Source organism: Devosia submarina (assembly GCF_003056345.1).
GTDB classification, from domain to species: Bacteria; Pseudomonadota; Alphaproteobacteria; order Rhizobiales; family Devosiaceae; genus Devosia; species Devosia submarina.
The window spans coordinates 480028-500949 of record NZ_PYWB01000001.1 but is presented as its reverse complement, the minus strand read 5'-3'; the positions used below and the strand labels follow the sequence as shown (position 1 = coordinate 500949).

Below are 20922 nucleotides of genomic sequence, written 5' to 3'. Positions count from 1 at the left end.
CGGGAGGCCGCCAAATCTGGGTTAGCGAGGTGTAGCAGATGAAGGCTACTGGGTAGCAGACTGTTATCGTTGACTACAGCACTTCATGTGAATTGGTGAGCGAAATGCGGCTTAGAATGTCTCGCTGAGATTGCGGATTTTGAGCGAAGGATCCAGTTCGCCCGAGGTTACCGAGCGTCCATGGCGGGGGGTGAAGACCAGTTCGGTCTTGCGGCCCGGCAGGAGCGTCACGGCGTTGTCGGAGAAGTAGCCCGGAATGTCCACCGTGGCCGTGGTGAACAAGGCCGGTTTGTCCGACTCGAGCGTCAGGACGGCCTGACCATCGCGATCGGACCAATTCCCTCTGACCTCTGTCGGGACGATTTCGTAGGCCTTGTAGGCCTTGGGGAAGAAGTCGTTCTCGCCGAGCAGTATACCCTCGGCATCGCGCCAGGAGAAGAAAAGGAATTCGTCGGCTTCAAGCTCTTCCATGGGCACTTCGGTGACGACAATCGCGGCATCGGGGCCGATGGCTGAATTGCCGGAGAAGACCACGCGGTCGCCACCGCCGACTTTGACGGCGCGCACTTCAAGGCTGATCGAGACCGGGCCGGCCGTGTCGTTGATGCCCTTGAGCACGATGGTGTCGGGCAGATCGCCCTGGACAGGGAGCCCACGCGAATTGGTGCGGACCTCGGACTTCACCGGGACGGCAACGACGTTGACGGGCAGGAAAAAGCGCTTGGCCATGTATTGGAGCAGCTTCCACTGCCCGCCATAATCAAGGCTCGACCATGAAGCCACCGGCCAGATGTCGTTGATCTGCCAGAACAGCGTGCCCATGCAGCGCGGCTTGGTGGAGCGCCAGTATTCGATGGCGGTCTTCATCGCCAGGCCCTGCTGGATCTGGCTCAGGAACACCATCTGGTCGAAATTGCTGGGGAAACGGAAGTAGCGCGTCATGGTTTCAAGGATGCGCGCATTGCCGCCATCATTGCGCTGGTGCATTTCCATGACCGGCGAGGACGGGTTGCGGTCCTTTTCTTCGGCAAAGGTCTCGATAACGTTCATCGAGGTGAAGGACTGGAAGCCGAACTCGGAGGCAAAGCGCGGATGCACCGTGCGGTAGGCTTCAAAGGCCTTGGCGGAGTGCCAGACGTCCCAATAATGGAGGTCGCCGCGGGTGTCGGAATGCCAGCCGTCGGAGAAGTCGAGATAGCCCAGGGACGGCGAGGACGGCCAGAAGCGGCGGACGGGGTCTTCGTCTTCCACGATGTTGCCAAGCATGGAATTGAGGCGGTCGTAATTGGCGATGTAGCGGCCGGGATCGGCCTTGGTCTCGGGGTACCAGCTGAGGGAGCCGATGACCTCGTTGTCGCCGCACCAGAGGGCAATACAGGCGTGGTGCGAGAGGCGGCGGACCTGCTGGGTGATCTCGGTGCGCACGCTTTCGAGGAACGGCCGGTCCGACGGGTAGCTCATGCAGGCGAACATGAAATCGTGCCAGATGAGGATGCCGAGCTCGTCGCAGAGCTCATAGAAATAGTCGGGCTCATACTGCCCGCCGCCCCAGATGCGGAGCATGTTCATGTTGGCGCCCTTGGCGCTTTCCAGCAGGTCCCGGATGACCGCAGGCGTAATCCGCGACGGAATGGCGTCGGCGGGGATCCAGTTGGCGCCCATCATGGTGATGTCGCGGCCATTGATGCGGCACTTGAAACTGTGGTCGATCTCGTCCTTTTCCACGATCCATTCGAGCTTGCGCAGGCCAATCTGGCGGGTGGTCTTTTCGCCATCGAGGTTGGTCACGAGTTCGTAGAGCGGCTGCTCGCCCTGCCCTGCGGGCCACCAGAGCTTGGGATTGTGGATGGTGACGTTGTGGGTGAAGACGTTTTCGCCCTTTTGCACCACGAGCTTGTCGGTGACCGTCTGCCCGTCGATGGTGTGTTCAAGTTCCACTTGACCGTGAGCGAAGGCGAAAAGTCGAGTCTTGATCGACAGTTCCACGGAGTTGTTGGCGTGAACCTGGTCGACCTGGACGCTCTCCTGGCGGGCGAGGCGCGACTTGCGCAAGGTCATGGTGCCGTAGACGCCGATGGGCATGAGGCAGATGCCCCAGTCCCAGCCCGCATGGCAGGCGGCCTTGCGGATGAAGTTCATGTGGATGCCCTTCAGGCCATTGGTCTGGTAGTTCTTGGTGAAGGGAATGGGGAAAGGGTGCGCGTCGGCGCGCGCCTTGGCCACATCAGGGGCGATGTCGAACTCGATGCGCAGCGTGTTGTCGCCCTCGCGGACCTTGCCGGTAACGTCGATGTCGTTGCGGATGAAGCTGTTGTCGGTTTTGGCGACCACTTCGCCATTGAGCAGGATGGTGGCGATGCAGTCGACTTCGGCCAAGGTGAGGGTGAGATAGCCATCGATATGGGCGGCGGAGGCGGTGAAGCTGCGTTCGACCGACCAGGCGGTTTCGTTGACCCACATCACCGTCTTTTCATTTTCGCCGAAATAGGGATTGGGGATGCGGTCGGCCTGCAGCAGGGCCTGATGCACGTCTCCCGGCAGGGTGATCGGCAGGTCGATGTCGGACTTTGTGGGGGAAGTCAGGCGGAAGGAGCCCGCGAGGTCGAGGGCGGAATAGGAAGTATTGGGGGACATTAGGGCTCCTGGTGCGTCGCGAGGACAGCAGCTGGTTTAGGCTGGGCGAAATCGATTGCAACGATGCATAGCCGCTCTTTGGCGGGGTTCCAATGGGGGATTTTGGGTTTTTCCAGTGGGGTGGTGGGGGAGAGGTTCAGGGCCGGGCACACCCCCACCTTGATCCTCCCCCTGGGAGGGGGAGGTGTCGACTGAGGTTTTGGTGGGTCAGTTAGGGGGGTGCGACATACACGGTGCTGCACCTCCCCTTGACGGGGGAGGTTGGGAGGGAGTGCTGCGAGCCACTATGTCGTGTGCGGGACGCCCTAATCTTGCGGCCAATGGCAGCGACATCCGGGCTAACCGCCCCCACCCTTGATCCCTCCCCGCAAGGGGGAGGGTGTCGACTGAGAATCCCTGCCCTACTCGACTGATCCTATACTGGGCTCACCACCCTTGATCGCCATTCGAGCATAGCTCTCATGGCCTTCTCCCCTCCAATCGCTGCACTGGAGCGATTGGCCCTGCGGGACGGGTCGAAGCCCCGCAAGGGGGAGGTGTCGACTGAAAGATCCTTGCCCTACTCGACTGGTCCGACGTCCGGATCCAGGAACCCACCCGACTGCCGCTCCCATAGCCGTGCGTACTGACCGTTCAGCGCCAGCAGTTCGCCATGGGTGCCCTGCTCCACTATGGTGCCTTTTTCGAGGACGATGAGGCGGTCCATGGCGGCGATAGTGGAGAGGCGGTGGGCGATGGCGATGACGGTTTTTCCGGCCATCATGCGTTCGAGCTGTTCCTGGATGGCGGCTTCAACTTCGCTGTCGAGGGCAGAGGTGGCTTCGTCGAGGACCAGGATGGGCGCGTCCTTGAGGAGGACGCGGGCGATGGCGACGCGCTGGCGCTGGCCGCCAGAGAGCTTGACGCCGCGCTCCCCCACCTGGGCGTCGTAGCCGGTGCGGCCACGGTAATCGACGAGGTCGGAAATGAACTCATCCGCCTCGGCCATCTGGGCGGCGTTGAGGAGGTCTTCCTCGCTGGCGTCGTTGCGGCCAAAGGCGATGTTGGCGCGCACGGAGCGATGGAGGAGCGCAGTGTCCTGCGTGACGACGCCGATATTGGCGCGCAGCGAAGCCTGGGTGACGTCCGAAATATCCTGCCCATCAATGGTTATGCGGCCGCCCTGGAGGTCGTAGAAGCGCAGCAGGAGGCTGACCAGGGTGGATTTTCCCGCGCCGGAGCGGCCAACAATGCCGACGCGCTCGCCGGGGGCGATGTCGAGATTGAAGCAGTCGATGATGCCGTTGTCGCGGCCATAGTGGAAGGTGATGTTTTCGAAGCGGATGCGGCCCTCGGTGATGCTCAGAGGCTTGGCGTCGGGCTTGTCGACGAGGCCCAGGGGGCGGGCGATGAGATCGGCGGAGTTTTGCGCGGTGCCGTAATTGCGCATGAGGCCGTTGAGCTGGTTCATCATGCGGCCAAGGAGATTGTAGAGGCGCAGGACAAGCGAAAGGGTGAAGGCGACGCCGCCGACCGAAACGAGCCCCTGCGTCCAGAGGTGAACAGCCAGCGCACCGATGCCCGCAATGGCGATGCCCGAGAGCATGCCCATGGCTGAGCGCACGCCCACCAAGGTGCGGGCCAGCGTGGTCATGGAGGCGAGGAAGTTGTCAAAGCCGCGGCGGACGAATTTGTCGTCTTCATCCTGGGATGAGAAGAGCTTGAGCGTCTGGATATTGGAGACGCTGTCGACGATGCGGCCGGTAAGCGCGGAGGCGGATTCGGCCGCGGCGGCTGAGCGCTTGCGCATGCGGGGCACGTAATACCAGGCAAGGAGCGAAAAGGTGACGATCCAGAGTGCGACGGCGGCGCCGAGGCGCCAATCGAGCTGGCCCACGAGGATCAGCGTGGTGAGGGCGTAAACGGCGATAAACCAGACGACCTGGAGGGCGGCGACCATGAAATCGCCCACAGCGCCACCGGCTTGCCAGATCTTGCTCGCAATGGCGCCAGAGAAATCGTTCTGGAAGAAGCTCAGGTTCTGGCGAATGACATGCCTGTAGGCCTGCCAGCGCACGAGATTGTAGAAGCCCAGATTGACCGTTTGCTCTTCGACGACGGCAGAGAGCCAGGTGATGATGAAGCGGACGCCCAGGACCACCACGAGCATGAGGATGAGTTCGGGGCCGTTGCGGGCGAGGAGCCCACTCCAGCCCTCGCTCTGGTTGGCGGCGTCGAGAATGTCGACGAGGCGACCGACATAATAGAACAGCGAGGCTTCGATGAGCGCCACGGATCCGCCCAGGATCAGGAGGGCGAGAAAGGGCAGCCTGGCCTGGCTGACATAGTGCCAGAAGAAACGCGGGCCGGATGGGGGTGGCTGCAGGTTTTCAACCGGCCGGAAGGGATCGAGCCAGGATTCGAAGATGCGGTGGAGGGGGGAGAAGAGGGGCATGGGGGGCACTTTAACTAAGCGGTCCGCCATGTCTGCTGAAATTATTATACTGGCACTATAACTCCAAACCACAGTGTCATCCCGGCCTTGAGCCGGGATCCATCCTGAGATGTTAGTCTACCTTCGATTTCTTGGCCGAACTATCCACCTAGCCGCAAAGGAAACACCTCAGGATGGGCCCCGGCTCAAGGCCGGGGTGACACCGTGGGTGGGGAGGATTGTGCCAGGCACTCTCCTTTGCCCCTCCCCCTTCCAGGGGGAGGTTGGGTGGGGTGTCGAGACCCTCGATATTGAGGCTCCCCTACCCCCTCCTTGATCGCCATTCGAGCAGAGCTCTCATGGCCTTCTCTCCTCCAATCGCTCCACTGGAGCGATTGGCCCTGCGGGACGGCTCAAAGCCCCTAGGAGGGGGAGGTGTCGACTTGAGGATCAGTGCAAGAGCAAGAAGGGAGCACTACTGCGCCGCCGCAACATCCATGTCCAAGAACCCGCCCGATTGCCTCTCCCACAGGTGCGCGTAGTGGCCGCCGGTGGAGAGTAGGTGGGCGTGGGTGCCCTCCTCCACGATACGGCCTTGTTCGAGGACGACGAGGCGGTCCATCGCGGCAATGGTGGAGAGGCGGTGGGCGATGGCGATCACCGTCTTGCCTTCCATAAGCGTGGTCAGCTGCTCCTGGATGGCGGCTTCGACTTCGGAGTCGAGAGCGGAGGTGGCTTCGTCAAGGACCAGGATCGGCGCATTCTTGAGCAGGACACGCGCGATGGCGATGCGCTGGCGCTGGCCGCCCGAGAGCTTGACGCCCCGCTCGCCCACATGGGCGTCGTAGCCCATTCTACCCTCCGGGTCGGACAAGCCCATGATGACATCGTGGACCTTGGCCTGTTCGGCAGCGCGGATCATTTCCTCGTCGGTGGCCGATTGGCGGCCGTATTTGAGGTTTTCGCGGACGGAACGATGCAGCAAGGACGTGTCCTGGCTGACAAGGCCGATGGCGGCCCGCACGCTTTCCTGGCTGACATTGCGAATGTCCTGCCCGTCGATGCGGATGGCGCCGTCCTGCACGTCGAACATGCACAGGGCCAGGTTCACCAGCGTCGACTTGCCCGAGCCGGAACGGCCGACCAGGCCGATCTTTTCGCCGGGCGCTACGCGAAGGCTGAAGTCATCTATGACGCTGCCGGACTTGCCGCGCCAATAGTTGAAGTGAACCTTGTCGTAGACCAGTTCGCCTTCTGTAACCTCAAGGGGCTTGGCGTCCGGTGCGTCCAGCATGGTCAAAGGCTGGGCAATGGTGTCCATAGAATCCCGGATATTGCCGACCTGACGGAAGATGGACGACCCGATCTCGAGGATCCAGCCGCTCATATTCATGATCTGAAGGGCAAAGGGGATGGCCGTGGCGACCGCCGCGGCGGTGAGCGTGCCATTGTTCCAGCCGATCAGCGCCAGCCAGGTGACGGAGACCACGAGCCCTGCGTTCAGGATGAAGAGGACCGACCACATATAGGTAAAAGTCCGCATCAGCTTGCGGAAGCTTGCCGTGTGCTCCAGCACGGAGTCGGCGACATATCGGTCTTCGTGGCTATCGGTGGAGAAGGTCTTGAGGGTCTGGATGTTGGTGTAGCTGTCCACGATCCGGCCCGTCATCACCGATGTTGCCTCGGAAAGCTCCTCTGAATAGCGGGCGACCAGGGGCATGGTGATGGCGAAGAGCACGGCATAGAGCAGCATCCAGAGGCCAATCGGGACCAGGAGGACCGGATCGAGCTGGGCCAGGACGATAACAGCGACAACAACGAAGACCAGGGCGTACCAGGCGGCGTCGATGCCCAGGTTCACGGCGATCTCTAGGGCTTCGCCGGCCTGGATGATCTTGTTGGCGATCCGGCCGGCAAAGTCGTTCTGGAAGAAGGTCCAGCTCTGGCGGATCACATGCCAATGGCTTTGCCAGCGCACGATGCCCACGAGGTTGGGCACGATGGAGTGGTTGCGGATGACCGTATCGAGCAGAAAGGTGAAGGGCCGGACCAGGGCGACAACGAAGATCATCCAGAGAAAGGCCTGGCCGTGCTCGTTGAAGATGTCGCCGGGATTGGTGGTGGCGAGGAAGCCCACGATCATGCCGACAAAGACAGGCATGAGCGCGTCGGCGACCGAGCCGATGGCGACCAGTACGATGCGGGCGACGAAGACGGCCCGGAGCTGGTTGATGAAGTAGAGCGAGAATGCGCGAAGGCCCATGGGCGGCTGGCGGTCGGCTGCGAGCGCTACGGGCGAATAGAGGTTGTCGAAATAGCTGATGACGCGGTTGAACATGAGGAGCTCATCTGGTGAGCCGCGCCTGACGGAGTTCTAATCTCGAGGTCAGGTTCGGTATCGATCGGAGGATTTGGTTGGGGTGGCAAGCGCGGGGTTGCCGGTGTTGTTTGCTCGGATCGTGATGATGTCACCCATCGGGGTTTCTCCTTGGTTGGGGTTGGTTGCGGTCGTCACCACCCGGCTTGTCCGGGTGGTTCATTTCTTGCTGTGCCATCGCGTGGATTGCCCGGACAAGCCGGGCAATGACGATGACGGGAAGATCAGGCGCTTACTGCGCTGCTTCTTCCTGGTCGGCGTCGAGGAAGCCGCCGGATTGGCGGGTCCAGAGTTGGGCGTAGATGCCGCCGGTTTCGAGCAGTTGGCTGTGGGTGCCCTGCTCGACGATGCGGCCTTTGTCGAGCACGACGAGGCGGTCCATCATGGCGATGGTGGAGAGGCGGTGGGCGATGGCGATCACCGTCTTGCCTTCCATCAGGAGCTGCAGCTGACTTTGGATCGCCGCTTCGACCTCGGAATCGAGGGCTGAGGTGGCTTCGTCCAGCACCAGGATCGGCGCGTTCTTGAGCAGGACGCGGGCGATGGCGATGCGCTGGCGCTGACCGCCGGAGAGCTTGACGCCGCGTTCGCCCACATGGGCGTCAAAGCCCTTGCGACCCTGCAGATCGGAAAGGCCGGCGATGAAGTCGGTGGCTTCGGCCAGCTCGGCAGCCTTCAGCATCATTTCCTCGGTCGCGTCGGGGCGGCCGTAGATGATGTTGTCGCGCACCGAGCGGTGGAGGAGCGAGGTGTCCTGCGTCACGACGCCGATATTGGCGCGCAGGGAATCCTGCGTGACATGGGCGATGTCGTGGCCGTCAAGGAGGATGCGACCATCGGCGCGGTCGTAGAAGCGCAGAAGGAGATTGACGATGGTGGATTTGCCCGCACCGGAGCGACCAACAAGACCGATCTTTTCACCGGGACGGATATGCAGGTTCAGCCCCTCGATGACGCCGCTGTTCTTGCCATAGTGGAAAGAGACGTTTTCAAAGCGAATATCGCCCTGGATGGCCGGCAACGGTTTGGCGTCGGGAACGTCGGACACCACACGAGAGACCGATAGCGAGGAAATGCCGTCGCGCACGGTGCCGATGTTTTCGAACAGCGAGGACATTTCCCACATGACCCATTGGCTCATGCCCTGGAAGCGCATGACGAGACCCAGCGAGACCGCCAGCGCGCCAGGGCTCATCAGGCCCTCAAGCCAGAGCCAGATGCCGGTGCCCGCGACGAAAAACAAGAGCAACGCATTGGACCAGAGCACCGAAACATTGAGCACGGTGAAAAGGCGCATCTGGCGGTAGGCGGTGTCCAGGAACTGGTCCATCGCTTCCTTGGCGTATTTCTCCTCCCGATTGGAATGGGAGAAGAGCTTGACCGTGGCGATATTGGTGTAGCTGTCGACAATGCGGCCCGTCATCATGGAGCGCGCGTCGGCCTGTTCCTGGGAGATCTTGCCCAGGCGCGGGATGAAATAGATCATCAGGCCGACATAGGCGACCAGCCAGGCGAGGAATGGCAGGGCCAGGCGCCAATCGGCGGAGGCAGCCAGCACCAGGGCGCCGGTGAAGTAGACGACGACATAAACCAGCATGTCGAGCAGCTTCATGACCACTTCGCGCACGGCGAGCGAGGTCTGCATCAGTTTGGCGCCAATGCGGCCGGCGAACTCGTCCTGGAAGAAGCTCATCGACTGCCGGATCAGGTAGCGATGGCTCATCCAGCGGATGCGCTGGGGGAAGTTACCCAGCAAGGTCTGGTGCATGGTGAGCGTCGAGAGCAAGGCAAAGCCTGGCACGACGAGCACGACCACGGCGCCCATGAGCGCGAGCTTCCAGCCGTCGGTCGCAAGGAAAGTTTCGCGATCGGCGTCGGCAAGCCAGTTCACCACATCGCCGATGAAGCCAAAGACGATGATTTCGCCGATGGCAACAGCTGCGGCGGCAAAGGCCATCAGGGCCAGCCATTTCTTGGCGCCGTTGCTATAATGGAGGCAAAAGGCGACCAGGCCCTTGGGTGGCTCCACAGGGTCGGCGGGCGGATAGGGATCGAGTCGCTGTTCGAACCAACGAAGCATGAGTTTCACCATAAAAGGGCCGGACCGCCTTGATGTCCTGTCGCGCGCTCCCGTGACACAAATTGTCAGGAGCAGCAGGACGGACACGAAGCCGGCCGGAAATTGGATATCGCGCTCGGTACGCCAGCAATACGACGCAGAGGAGACACACGCCCCGACTCAAGAAAGCCCCCTCCCCTTCATCCTCCCAAGCGGATAGAAGATGGAGCCAGATGGTCGCAGGCCGGCCAGAATACACAAAAGCGCCGAGACTGCTGTTGCAGCTGGGCCACACATCAATGCGGACATCAGCATGCGCACCGAAACAGAACACACGATTTATCTCAAGGATTACGCGCCCAGCCCTTACCGGATCAGCCATGTCGATCTGGATTTTGCCATCGGTGCCGAGACCACGCGGGTGCGGGCCCTGCTGACCGTGGAGCCGCGCGAAGGGACAGAGCCGGGAACGCCGCTGGTGCTGGATGGGGATGGGGATGAGTTGGCGCTGGGCTCGATTGCGATCGATGGGGCGCCGCTGATGCTGTCGGCTTATCTCGCGGACGGCAATTCGCTTGTGATCAACGAGCCGCCGCTGCGCCGGTTTATCCTTGAAACCGAAGTCACGCTGCGGCCAGAGAACAATACGCGACTGATGGGGCTCTACCGCTCGGGTGGCACATGGTGCACGCAGTGCGAGCCGGAGGGCTTCCGGCGCATCACCTATTACCTCGATCGGCCGGACAATCTGGCCGTGTTCACCGTGCGCATGACGGCGCCACGCGAGCTGGCGCCCGTGCTGCTGTCCAATGGCAATCTGGTGGAGCAAGGCGATGCCGGGGACGGCAAGCATTTTGCCGTTTGGGAGGATCCTTTTCCCAAGCCCGCCTACCTCTTTGCGCTGGTGGCGGGGGATCTGGGCTCCATCACCGGCAGCTTTACCACCATGTCGGGGCGCGAGGTGGCGCTCGCTATTTATTGCACCCATGGCAAGGAAGAGCAGTGCCTTTGGGCCATGGACAGCCTCAAGCGCTCCATGGCGTGGGACGAAAAGCGCTTCGGGCGCGAATATGACCTCGACATTTTCAACATCGTGGCCGTGAGCGATTTCAACTTCGGCGCGATGGAGAACAAGGGGCTCAACATCTTCAACGACAAGCTGGTGTTTGCGCAGCCTGAAACCGCCACGGACGCGGATTACGAGGGTATCGAGCGGGTCATTGCGCACGAATACTTTCACAATTGGACAGGCAACAGAATCACTTGCCGGGACTGGTTCCAGCTGTGCCTCAAGGAAGGGCTGACGGTTTATCGCGACCAGGAATTCACCTCGGACGAGCGCTCCAGAGCGGTGAAGCGCATTTCGGACGTAGTGACGCTGCGCGGGGCGCAATTCCCCGAGGATGGTGGGCCGCTGGCGCACCCTCCAAGGCCGGATCAGTATCGCGAGATCAACAATTTCTATACGGCGACAGTCTACGAAAAAGGCGCCGAGATCGTGCGCATGCTTGCGACGCTTCTGGGCGAAGCCGGGTTTCGCAAGGGGATGGACCTTTACTTCGAGCGGCATGACGGGGAAGCCACGACTATCGAGGCGTTTCTTCAGGTGTTCGCCGAGGCCAATGGCGTGGACCTCGAGCAGTTCAAGATTTGGTACCTGCAGGCGGGAACGCCGCGCCTGACGGTGCGCGACAGCTATGATGCGCAGAGCCAGACCTATCAGCTCAAGCTTTCGCAGGAAACCAAGCCAACGCCGGGGCAGCCCGACAAGAAGCCGCTGGTGCTGCCCATCAAGTTCGACCTGCTGGGGCCCAATGGGAGCCCCGTGAGCTGGAGCGGGGTGAGTGGCGCCGAAGTGCGCGACAACATGATCGTGCTCCACAGCGCCGAAGCGGAGATTGTTTTTACCGGCGTCGCCAACAAGCCCGTGCCCTCGCTGCTGCGCGAGTTTTCGGCGCCAGTGCATCTCGATACGGAGCTGGGCATGGAGGACCGGCTGTTTCTGGCGCGGCACGACAGCGATCCGTTTAATCGCTGGCAGTCGCTGCAGGATGTCGGCATGAATCTGGCGCTGGAAGCACTGGGCGGCCATCGCTGGAGCGATGAAGCGGCGCGTGCGCTGGGCGATGCCTTTGCCGAGACGCTGGCGAGCCCGGGGCTCGATGATGCGTTCCAGGCCTTGGCGCTGACGCTGCCGGCGGAGTCTCAGATCGCGCGCAGTCTGGGTCAGGATGTTGACCCGGCGAGTATTCACGAGGTGCGCGAATCACTGATCGAGGCGGTGTTTGGGCCGCTCGCCGGGCGGCTCCTTGCGGCCTATGAGGGGCTTGCGAGCGGGGAAGCCTATTCCGCCGATGCCAGAAGCAATGGGCGGCGCGCCTTGCGCAACAGGCTCCTTGCGCTCCTTGTGGCCAGCAAGGCTCCAGGTGCTGCCGAGTTGGCGGAGCAACAATATGCCAATGCGGGCAATATGACCGATCGCCTGGCAGCGCTTGCCGCCAGCGCCGGCGCCTGGACCGAGGCTGCACCAAGGCTGCTGGAAGACTTCCGCCAGCGGTTTGGGGGCAATCCGCTGGTGCTGGACAAATGGCTTGCGGTGACCGCGAGCGTGCCGCGCGATGAGGTAATCGAACGCATCCGCCATATCTTGGCAGAACCGGATTTCCCCAAAACCAATCCGAACCGGCTGCGCTCGCTTGTGGGTACCTTTGCCATGAGCAATCCGACGCAGTTTGCGCGGCTTGATGGGGCCGGGTTCCGGTTCGTGGTGGATTTCGTGAGGGATATCGACCCGATTAATCCACAGGTTGCAGCGCGCATCCTGACCGGTTTCCGCGTGTGGCCGATGCTGGAGAAAAACCGCCGGGAAACTGCGAAAATCGTGCTGTCGGAACTACAGTCCGCGGGCACTCTGAGCCGCAATACGGGGGACATTCTTTCCCGCATGCTTGCAGAATAATGGGGAAAAGCTGAAAGATTTTTTCTCCCCATCTAAGTGACTCAGGCGACTCGGCTTTCCCCCCTCGCGCAGCCCATCGGCGGTGCGAGGGTCTGGACACAGAGTCACGCCTGATTCATTGTTGCCCATAAGCAAAGCGGTCGGGGCGACGACCCCTAAATCGACGGAGAAATTCATGCGGTCGGCGGAGTCATCCGGCGCCGGCGCCGACGGATTCGGTGCGGGCAAAAACGCCCTCCCAGGGGGGCGCAGCAAGGCAACACAAGCGCCAGCACACCGCTCATCCTTTTTCCGGCACCATCTTTCTCCCGTTACCGCTGCAGTCGGGCTCACTGCACTCCTCGCAGCCGCACTTTTCACCCTTTATGACATCGCTTCGGTTGTGCAGCAGAATGCCAACGGCGCTGCCCGCACCAAAATTGCATCCCCTGCCCCCGCCACTGATCCGGTCAGTTCCGATCTTGCGACCATGCGCTTTGCAGCCGTGAAGCAAGCCAGCCTGCTGCTGGGCGAAGGGGGAATGCTGGGGGCTGCGAGCCTTGTGAGCCCGCTGGTCGCGGCACGGCGGGAAACCGCATCGCTCGAAAATCCAAGCTGGATCGGCATAGCCCAGCGCAGCGGCATGGCCTTTGCCATAGCGGGGCTCCTTACGCTTCTCACCTGCCGGCCACGCAAGGGCGGCATGCCCGATTTTCAGCAAAGGCACAGCTATCGCACGCTCGCCTCAGCCATACCCCTGGGCGTTGCATGCTGGACGCGTTCGGGCGAGCTGGTGGTGTGCAATGACCAGTATCGGGAGCGGCTCAATCTGGGCAATCGGCCGGTGACCTACCATGATGTGGTCAAGGGGCTGATCGTTGGCGGCTATATGAAGCTGATCAATGACGACGACAAGAACCGCCTGCTGGAACTGCATCGCGAGGATGGCTCGTGCCTTTTGATCGACGAGCGCCCGCTCGAGGATGGCGGGTTCATGACGCTGATCAGCGATGTGACCGAGCGCAAGAAAACCGACATGCTGCTTAACGCCATTCGCGAAGAGCAGCGGCTGCTGGCGCGGCGCTATCATGAAGAAAAGCTCAAGGCGGAAGCGGCAAGCCGTTCTAAAACCAACTTCCTTGCCCATTTGAGCCACGACATTCGCACCCCGCTCAACCACATCATCGGCTTTGCCGAGTTGATGCGGCACCAGACCTATGGGCCGCTTGGCGATCCGCGCTATGCCGAATATGTGCAGTCGATCAAGGCTTCGGGCGAGCATCTGCTGGCGTCGTTTGCCGCGATCCTGGACCTTGCCGAACTCGATAGCGGACAGAAAGCCTTGCGCAGCGATCCGGTGGCGGTTGACCAGGTGATGGCCAGCGTCGTGCAGCGGTTTCGGGCGCAGGCGGAGCGCGCCGGGATCACCTTCCAGCTGGGCGAAAGCTGTGGCGCCATTGTGTGCGGCGACCGGCTTGGGCTGACGCGCATGCTGAGCAATGTGGTGGAAAATTCGCTGCGGTTCACCAAGAAGGGCGGGCGCATCACGCTGGCCGGGTTTGCGGCGCGCGATGGCGTGGTAATCGAGGTGACCGATACCGGCATCGGCATGGACGAGGAGCGGCTTGCAAGCCTCTCGCAGCCCTTTGCCCTGGGCGATGCGACCTTTACCCGGGACGGGGTCGGCCCAGGGCTGGGTATTTCGATCTCCCGCGCCATCGCCGAGCTGACGGGCGGGCATATGGCAATCGATTCAAGCCCGTCGCTGGGCACGACGGTGGCGTTTTCCTTGCCTCTGCATGCCGAGCAGCATTTGCAGGCGGCGGAATAAAACTAGAGGGCGGCAGCCTTGCCGTACCAGTCGCTTGCGGCCTTGCTGACTTCGGCCTGCACCTCCGAAATGTCGAGTTCAAGCCTGGTGAAGTCGGGGTAGTGCGTGAGCCCGGCCAAGAGATCCTTGAATGCGTCCGACCAGGCTTCCTGCTTGAAGGGGTGAACCAGCGCTGAACTCATGACCTGCAGCACCATGGAATAAAGATCGTGGATTTGCGCGAGGCGCTGGCCATCGGGCACGAGATCGAGCGCGGCAAGACGGGAGAGGACGCGGGCGGTCAGCGCCTGAGGTAGCCCGATCTGTGCGCCGGCAACCAGCTGGGCCGATTGGGCAATAAATTCGAGATCCATGAGGCCGCCATCAGCAAGCTTGAGATCGAAGCGGTGGCAGGGCTTGCGGTGGCGGGCGATACGGGCGCGCATGTCGACCACATCGGCGATGGTGTTGGCGCGGTTGCGCGGGCGGGACATGATTTCGCTGATTGCCCCGTCGATCTCGAAGCCGAAATCGCCGTCGGCGGCAATGACGCGGGCGCGGCTGAGGGCGAGGTGCTCCCAGGTCCAGGCATTGTCGCGGTGGTAGGCGCGAAAGCCCGTAATGCTGGTGGCGAGAGGGCCGGCATTGCCCGAGGGGCGCAGGCGCATGTCAGCTTCGTATAGAACGCCTTCGGCCGTGGGAGCGCTGATCGCGGCGACGAGGCGCTGGGTCAGGCGGGCGTAGTAATGGGAGGTGCTGAGGGATTTAGGCCCGTCCGACTCGGTGTCGGGCGCGTCGTAGAGAAGGATGAAATCGAGATCGGACGTGGCCGTCATTTCGCGGCTGGCCATCTTGCCGAAGGCAAGGAGGCCCACCCTGCCGCCTTCAATCTTGCCGTGGCGGCGCTCGAATTCCCTTCGTACACTTTCAAAGAGGCGATTGAGCAGGGTTTCGGCCAGAGCGGTGAACTGCTCCCCGGCTCCAGTGCCGCTCACGGTGCCCGAAAGGAGCCCCGCGGCGATGAGGAATTTTTGTTCCTGACCGATGATGCGAGCGCGATCGATGATCTCCTCATAGGAGCGCGCTTCGGCAAGGAACGCATCGACCTTTGCGATCAGCACGTCGCGCCGGGTGACGTCGTCGGCAAAAGCGGGGTCGATCAGCGCGTCCATGACATGGGCGCGGTGGATCACGGCTTCCGACATGCGTGGCGCCGAGGCCATGAGCTGTACCAGGAGTGTGCGCAGGCTCGTATGGGCGCGTAGAAGCGCAAAGAGCTGCACGCCGGTGGGCAGGCGACGCAGGAAATCGTCGAACTTGGCGAGGGCGATGTCGGCATTGCCGGTGGTGCCAAAGGTGGAAAGGAGCGCAGGCAGAAGTTCGGTGAGATGGGCGCGGGCGGCGGAGGCACGGGTGGCGGGGTAGCTGCCATAGTGCCAGCGGCGGATGGTTTCGATGGCCTTGTGGGCGTCGGCAAAACCCAGACTGGTCAGGGTTTCGACGGTTCCGGGATCATCGTCGCTGCCGGTGAAAACGAGATTGCCTTCCCCGCTCCCCAGGGTTTCGCCCTCGGTGAAGAGCTCGGCATAATAGTCCGCGACCCGCTCCAGCGCGGCACGATAAGCCATTTCGAAGGCGCGCAGGTCCGGCTCGCCCATGAGGCGGCCGATTACCTGCACGTCCTGGGGAGTGGCGGGCATGACATGGGTCTGCTCGTCGCGCAGCATCTGGAGCCGGTTTTCAACGGCGCGCAGATACCAATAGGTTTGGGTGAGTTCGGTTGCGGCCTTGGGGGTGATCCAATTGGCATCGGCGAGGGCTGCAAGGGCGTGGGCGGTTGGCTTGACGCGCAAGGATTTGTCGCGGCCGCCAGCGATCAGCTGCTGGGTCTGGGTGAAGAATTCGATCTCGCGAATGCCGCCGCGGCCGAGCTTGACGTTATGGCCCTCGACCCGGATGTCGCCCACCTTTTTGGCGATGTTGATCTGGCGCTTCATCGCCTGGATATCGGCGATGGTCGCGAAATCGAGGTGCTTGCGCCAGATATAGGGGGCAAGTTCCTTAAGGAACGCTTGGCCCACCGCAATGTCCCCGGCGCAGGGACGCGCCTTGATCCAGGCGGCGCGCTCCCAGTTCTGGCCGCGCGCTTCGTAATAGGCGAGCGCGGCGTCAAAGGAGATGGCGACGGGGGTGGAACCAGGATCGGGGCGCAGGCGCAGATCGGTGCGAAAGACATAGCCGTGCACGCGGCGATCTTCCATGAGGCCGACGAGCTTCTGGATAATGCGGGAATAGATCTTGGTGGCTTCGGAAGGATCGGCCAGGACGCCCTTGGTGGGATCATAGAAGGCGACGATGTCGATGTCGGAGGAGTAGTTAAGCTCCTGACCGCCATGCTTGCCCAATGCGAAGATGGCGAGGCCCGAATTGGCGGCTGTAGCTTGATCGGCGGGGATGGCCAGCAGGCCACGCCTTGCGGCCTGGCGCATGAGGAGGTTGAGCGCGGCGTCCAAGGCTGCATCGGCAAGGTCGGAAAGCGCGGCGGTGGACTGAGCCGTGGTCCAGGCGCCGCCGGTTTCGGCTATGGCGGCCAAAAGGGCGGTGCGTCCCTTGCCGATGCGCAGGGTGGCGGAAAGGCTTTCGTCGTCCTCGGCGCGCTGTCCTTCGCCAACAATTGCTTCAATGATGTCGGCGAAGGCGCCGTCAGCGCTGTCGGCCAGAGCCTTGGCGAGCCAGTCGCTGTTGGCGCGGGCGAGGTCAAAAAGGTAGGGGGCGGATTCGAGCAGCGGGCCGAGGGTGGCCCTGACCCGTTCCATGGAGGCGCGTGTATCGGGCGGCAATTCCTCCAGCCACGCGTTGAAGCGGGGACATTCGCCGGCGGGCAAGGCAAGGAGATTTATGGCCATAGATCAGGGATAAACCGGCGCAGCGATGCGGGCAAGAATTTCAGAGGGCCGGCAGGTCGATCACGGCGCGTACGCCTGGCGCATTGTCTTCGATCCGGAATTGGCCACCCATGAGGCGTGTCACGGCATCGACCAGGGAGAGGCCGAGGCCGGATCCAGGTTCGGAGCGGCTTTTTTCGAGGCGCACGAAGCGCTCCAGCACGCGCTTGCGATCTTCCTCGGGAATGCCGGGGCCGTTGTCGGCCACTTCGATCAGGACGCGGTCGGCATGGCGACGCAGGCCAACGGTGACGCGCCCTTCCCCATCGCCCTGGGGCTTGGCGTATTTGACGGCGTTTTCCAAAAGATTGACCATGGCCTGGCCGATCAGTTCGCGATTGGCGCGCAAATGGACACCTTCGGTGATGCTGGTCTGGATGAGAATGCCTTCATCTTCGGCGACGGGACCGTAGAGCTCGGCAACGTCTGCCACCACGGCGCTGACGTCGATATCGGTCAGGGTGCCAGAGGGTGCGCCGGCTTCCGCTCGGGCGATCATCAGGAGGGCATTGAAGGTCTGGATGAGGCGATCGCTTTCGCGAATCGTGGTTTCGAGTGCTTGTTGGCGAGTTTCATCGTCTGCGCCGTGGCGCAGGGCTGCTTCGGCCTGGTTGCGCAGGCGCGTCAGTGGTGTCTTGAGGTCGTGGGCGACGTTGTCGGTGACTTGCTTGAGGCCTTGCAGCAATTGCTCGATGCGGTCGAGCATGGCGTTGAGGTTGGTGGCAAGGCCGTCGAACTCGTCATTGCGCCGGGTGACCGGGACGCGCTCGCTCAGATTGCCCGACATGATCTTGGTGGAGGTATCGCGGATTGTGTCGATGCGCTTGAGCACGCGGCGCGCGGTGATGCCGCCGGCAATCAGCGAGAAGAGGATGATGCCGATGACGCCAAGCAGGAAGCTCTGGACGATGATGGCCGAAAAGCCGCGACGTTCGACCACATCGCGCCCCACCACGAGGCGCATGCCATTGTTGAGGACGACAGAGCGCACGACAGCAAAGCCGGTCTTGTCGGCGCCTGCCGATGGTGGGGGATCCGTGAGGGGATTGGCGCGCTCATAGTCGAAGGCGTAGATGCCGGGCTCGAGGATGACATTGGCGGGAATGTCGGTGACATTGCCCAGCAGGTATTGGCCGGTCATGTCGCCGAGATAATAGACCCCCGGGCCTGGGGCACGAGAAATACGCTCGAGGGCAAAGGCCAGGGCGCGAATGCCGCCGGTGGCATCGAGGCGCTGCAGGGCGGCAATTTCGCGGTCGATGTCCTTGGCTTGCTGCTGCTGAATCTGGACGCTTGATTGCCAGGTGATGAAGGCCAGCAGGAGGATAGCGAACAGGGAAAAGATCAGGATAAACGTTGCCGTCAGCCTGACCGTGGAGGTTCGCCAAAGTTGCGCGAAACGGGACAAGGCTAGTCCCGGATCATGTAGCCGGCGCCGCGCACGGTATGGAGCAGCGGGGTGGCATAGCCCTTGTCGATCTTGGAGCGCAGGCGCGACATGTGAACGTCGATGACATTGGTCTGGGGGTCGAAATGGTAGTCCCACACGTTTTCGAGCAACATGGTGCGTGTCACGACCTTGCCGGCGTTTTTCATGAGGTATTCGAGGAGGCGGAATTCGCGCGGCTGCAAGAGGATGGGCTCGCCATCGCGCTCGACCTTGCGGGAGAGGCGATCAAGGGAAAGGCCACCGACCTCGTAGCTGGTAGCGGCCTCCGAGGGACTGGAGCGGCGTGCGAGGACCTCGACGCGGGCCAGAAGCTCGGTAAAGGCATAGGGCTTGGTGAGGTAATCGTCCCCGCCGGCACGCAGGCCCGTGACGCGGTCGTCCACTTCGCCCAAGGCGGAAAGGATGAGGACCGGGGTCTTGTCGCCTTCGGCGCGCAGGGATTCGACGATGGAGAGGCCATCGCGGCGGGGCAGCATGCGATCGACGATCAGAACGTCGTAGTCCATGCCCGAGGCCATGGCATAGCCGGTTTCCCCATCGGCGGCGTGGTGGGTGACGTGCCCGGCTTCATCCAGTGCTTGAATCAGATATGCCGCGGCCTCCCGATCATCTTCGATCAGCAAAATCTTCACGGCGACGCTCCGCACTCACTCACAAGAACAGCCCCGGGACTTGAGCCCCGGGGCTGATGGTCTTTTACTCGCTCAAGGGCAGCCCGATAAAGCGGGCATTGCCATCGCGGCTAGCCTTGACGAGTGCGGTGTTGAGGCCCTTGGCCTTTACCGCCTCGATCGCGGACTCGAACTCTTCGATCGAGTTCACCGGCGTGTTGTTGACCTCCAGAATTGCGTCGCCAACGGCGATGCCCTTCTGTGCGGCCTGCGATTCAGGCTCAACATCCTGCACCAGCAGGCCACCTGAACCATCAGCATTGGGAACCAGGGTCAGGCCAACGCTGGTTTCGCCGGGAACAGGAGCCTGCGGGGCGGGAGCCGGCTGTTCTTCGCTGGCGGCGGCTTCTTCGTTGAGCGTGCCCAGCTTCACCGAAGCCTTGGTCTCGGCACCGTCGCGCCAGATGGTCAGTTCCACCGTGGTGTCGGGAGCCTTGCCGGCAATGGTGCGGCTAAGGTCGAGCGCGTCATCGATCGGGTCGCCATCAACGGCAGTGATGATGTCGCCGGAACGGATACCGGCGGGACCCGCCGGGCCATCTTCGGCGACATTGCTGACGATCGCGCCCTTGGCTTCGGCAAGGCCAACGCCATCGGCGATGTCACGGCTGACATCCTGGATGCCGACGCCGAGATAGCCGCGGGTGACGGTGCCGCTGTTGATCAGCTGGTCAACGATGCCCTTGACGGTTGCCGCGGGGATGGCGAACGCGATGCCCACATTGCCGCCGTTTGGCGAATAGATGGCGGTGTTGACGCCAACCACTTCGCCACGGGTGTTGAAGGCTGGGCCACCCGAGTTACCGGTGTTGACCGCAGCGTCGATCTGCAGGAAATCGCCATAGTTGGAGCCGCCAATATTGCGGCCGGCTCCCGAGATCACGCCAGCAGTGACGGTGCCGCCGAGACCAAACGGGTTACCGATGGCAACGACCCAGTCACCCACGCGGCTAGCTTCAGTCTCGAAGCTCACGAAAGGCAGATCGGTGCCTTCGATCTTGAGCACAGCCAGATCGGTGCGTTCGTCGGTGCCGACGATCTCTGCGATCTGCTCGGAGCCATCATCGAACACGACGGTGACCTTAGTTGCGTCCTCAACAACGTGGTTGTTGGTGACGACATAGCCATCAGCCGAGATCACAAAGCCTGAACCGGCTGCCATGTATTGGCGACGGGGCGCTTCCTGGCCGTCCATGCCGCGGCCACCAGGACCGCCGGGCCCGCCGAAGCGGTCAAAGAAGTCACGGAAGGGGTGATCGGGCGGCAAATCGGGGAAGTTGAAATTGAACTGGCCGCCGCCGCGGCGCTGGATCATGCCCGCACTTTCCTCGGCTTCCACAAGAATGGAAACGACGGCGGGCTTGACCGCTTCAACAAGGTCGGCAAAGCCGGCCTGGGGCTGTGCGGCCTGGGGAACAACGATTTGAGCTGCCGGCTGCACCTGTGCAGTAGCGGTCTGGCCGGTCATGACGAATGCAGTGGATACCCCACCAATGCCCACCAGCATGGCAAGGGCCGATGCCCCCAGCCAACGGCGAGTACGCGAAAGAATAGTCGAGCGCATGAATACCAATCTCCTTCGGCAAGCCCTCAACAGCTTGTGGGCTATATATGGAACGCCCGAT

At 62.3% G+C, this 20922-nt stretch carries 10 protein-coding genes; 2 read left to right on the top strand and 8 right to left on the bottom strand.

The genetic code is table 11. The annotated features are described in order from the left end of the window. Positions 1-111: 111 nt before the first annotated feature. The 4 genes from DDE77_RS02265 to DDE77_RS02250 all read right to left on the bottom strand — a co-directional run bounded on the left by DDE77_RS02265 (position 112) and on the right by DDE77_RS02250 (position 9504). Positions 112-2634, bottom strand: a complete 2523-nt coding sequence (locus tag DDE77_RS02265; protein WP_108395792.1) for a beta-mannosidase — start codon at positions 2632-2634, stop codon at positions 112-114. Positions 2635-3193: 559 nt separating this feature from the next. Beyond that, positions 3194-5068: an ABC transporter ATP-binding protein gene (locus DDE77_RS02260; protein WP_108395791.1), complete on the bottom strand. Its 1875-nt coding sequence runs from the start codon at positions 5066-5068 to the stop codon at positions 3194-3196. 454 nt (positions 5069-5522) lie between these two features. Continuing rightward, the gene (locus tag DDE77_RS02255) at positions 5523-7385 is read right to left on the bottom strand and encodes an ABC transporter ATP-binding protein (RefSeq protein ID WP_108395790.1); all 1863 of its coding nucleotides are present in this window, start codon (positions 7383-7385) and stop codon (positions 5523-5525) included. A gap of 271 nt (positions 7386-7656) precedes the next feature. Continuing rightward, positions 7657-9504, bottom strand: a complete 1848-nt coding sequence (locus tag DDE77_RS02250; RefSeq protein WP_108395888.1) for an ABC transporter ATP-binding protein — start codon at positions 9502-9504, stop codon at positions 7657-7659. Positions 9505-9796: 292 nt separating this feature from the next. Here DDE77_RS02250 and pepN point away from each other — a divergent pair, with 292 nt between their 5' ends. After that, positions 9797-12442 carry an aminopeptidase N gene (pepN, locus tag DDE77_RS02245; RefSeq protein ID WP_108395887.1) on the top strand — a complete coding sequence of 882 codons (2646 nt, stop codon included), beginning with the start codon at positions 9797-9799 and terminating at the stop codon, positions 12440-12442. A 175-nt stretch (positions 12443-12617) separates the two neighbouring features. Further along, positions 12618-14252 carry a sensor histidine kinase gene (locus DDE77_RS02240; protein WP_108395789.1) on the top strand — a complete coding sequence of 545 codons (1635 nt, stop codon included), beginning with the start codon at positions 12618-12620 and terminating at the stop codon, positions 14250-14252. A gap of 2 nt (positions 14253-14254) precedes the next feature. On the opposite strand, the gene DDE77_RS02235 is transcribed toward DDE77_RS02240, so the two are convergent. The 4 genes from DDE77_RS02235 to DDE77_RS02220 form a co-directional block, all read right to left on the bottom strand. Further along, positions 14255-17137: a bifunctional [glutamine synthetase] adenylyltransferase/[glutamine synthetase]-adenylyl-L-tyrosine phosphorylase gene (locus DDE77_RS02235; RefSeq protein ID WP_108395788.1), complete on the bottom strand. Its 2883-nt coding sequence runs from the start codon at positions 17135-17137 to the stop codon at positions 14255-14257. Between the two features lie 40 nt (positions 17138-17177). Then, on the bottom strand, positions 17178-18584 hold the full coding sequence (locus DDE77_RS02230; protein ID WP_108395787.1) for a sensor histidine kinase: 1407 nt from the start codon (positions 18582-18584) through the stop codon (positions 17178-17180). Positions 18585-18586: 2 nt separating this feature from the next. Next, positions 18587-19258 carry a response regulator transcription factor gene (locus DDE77_RS02225; protein WP_108395786.1) on the bottom strand — a complete coding sequence of 224 codons (672 nt, stop codon included), beginning with the start codon at positions 19256-19258 and terminating at the stop codon, positions 18587-18589. A gap of 64 nt (positions 19259-19322) precedes the next feature. After that, entirely contained in the window at positions 19323-20861 is a 1539-nt protein-coding gene (locus DDE77_RS02220; RefSeq protein WP_108395785.1) for a Do family serine endopeptidase, read from the bottom strand. Between the last annotated feature and the right edge of the window lie 61 nt (positions 20862-20922).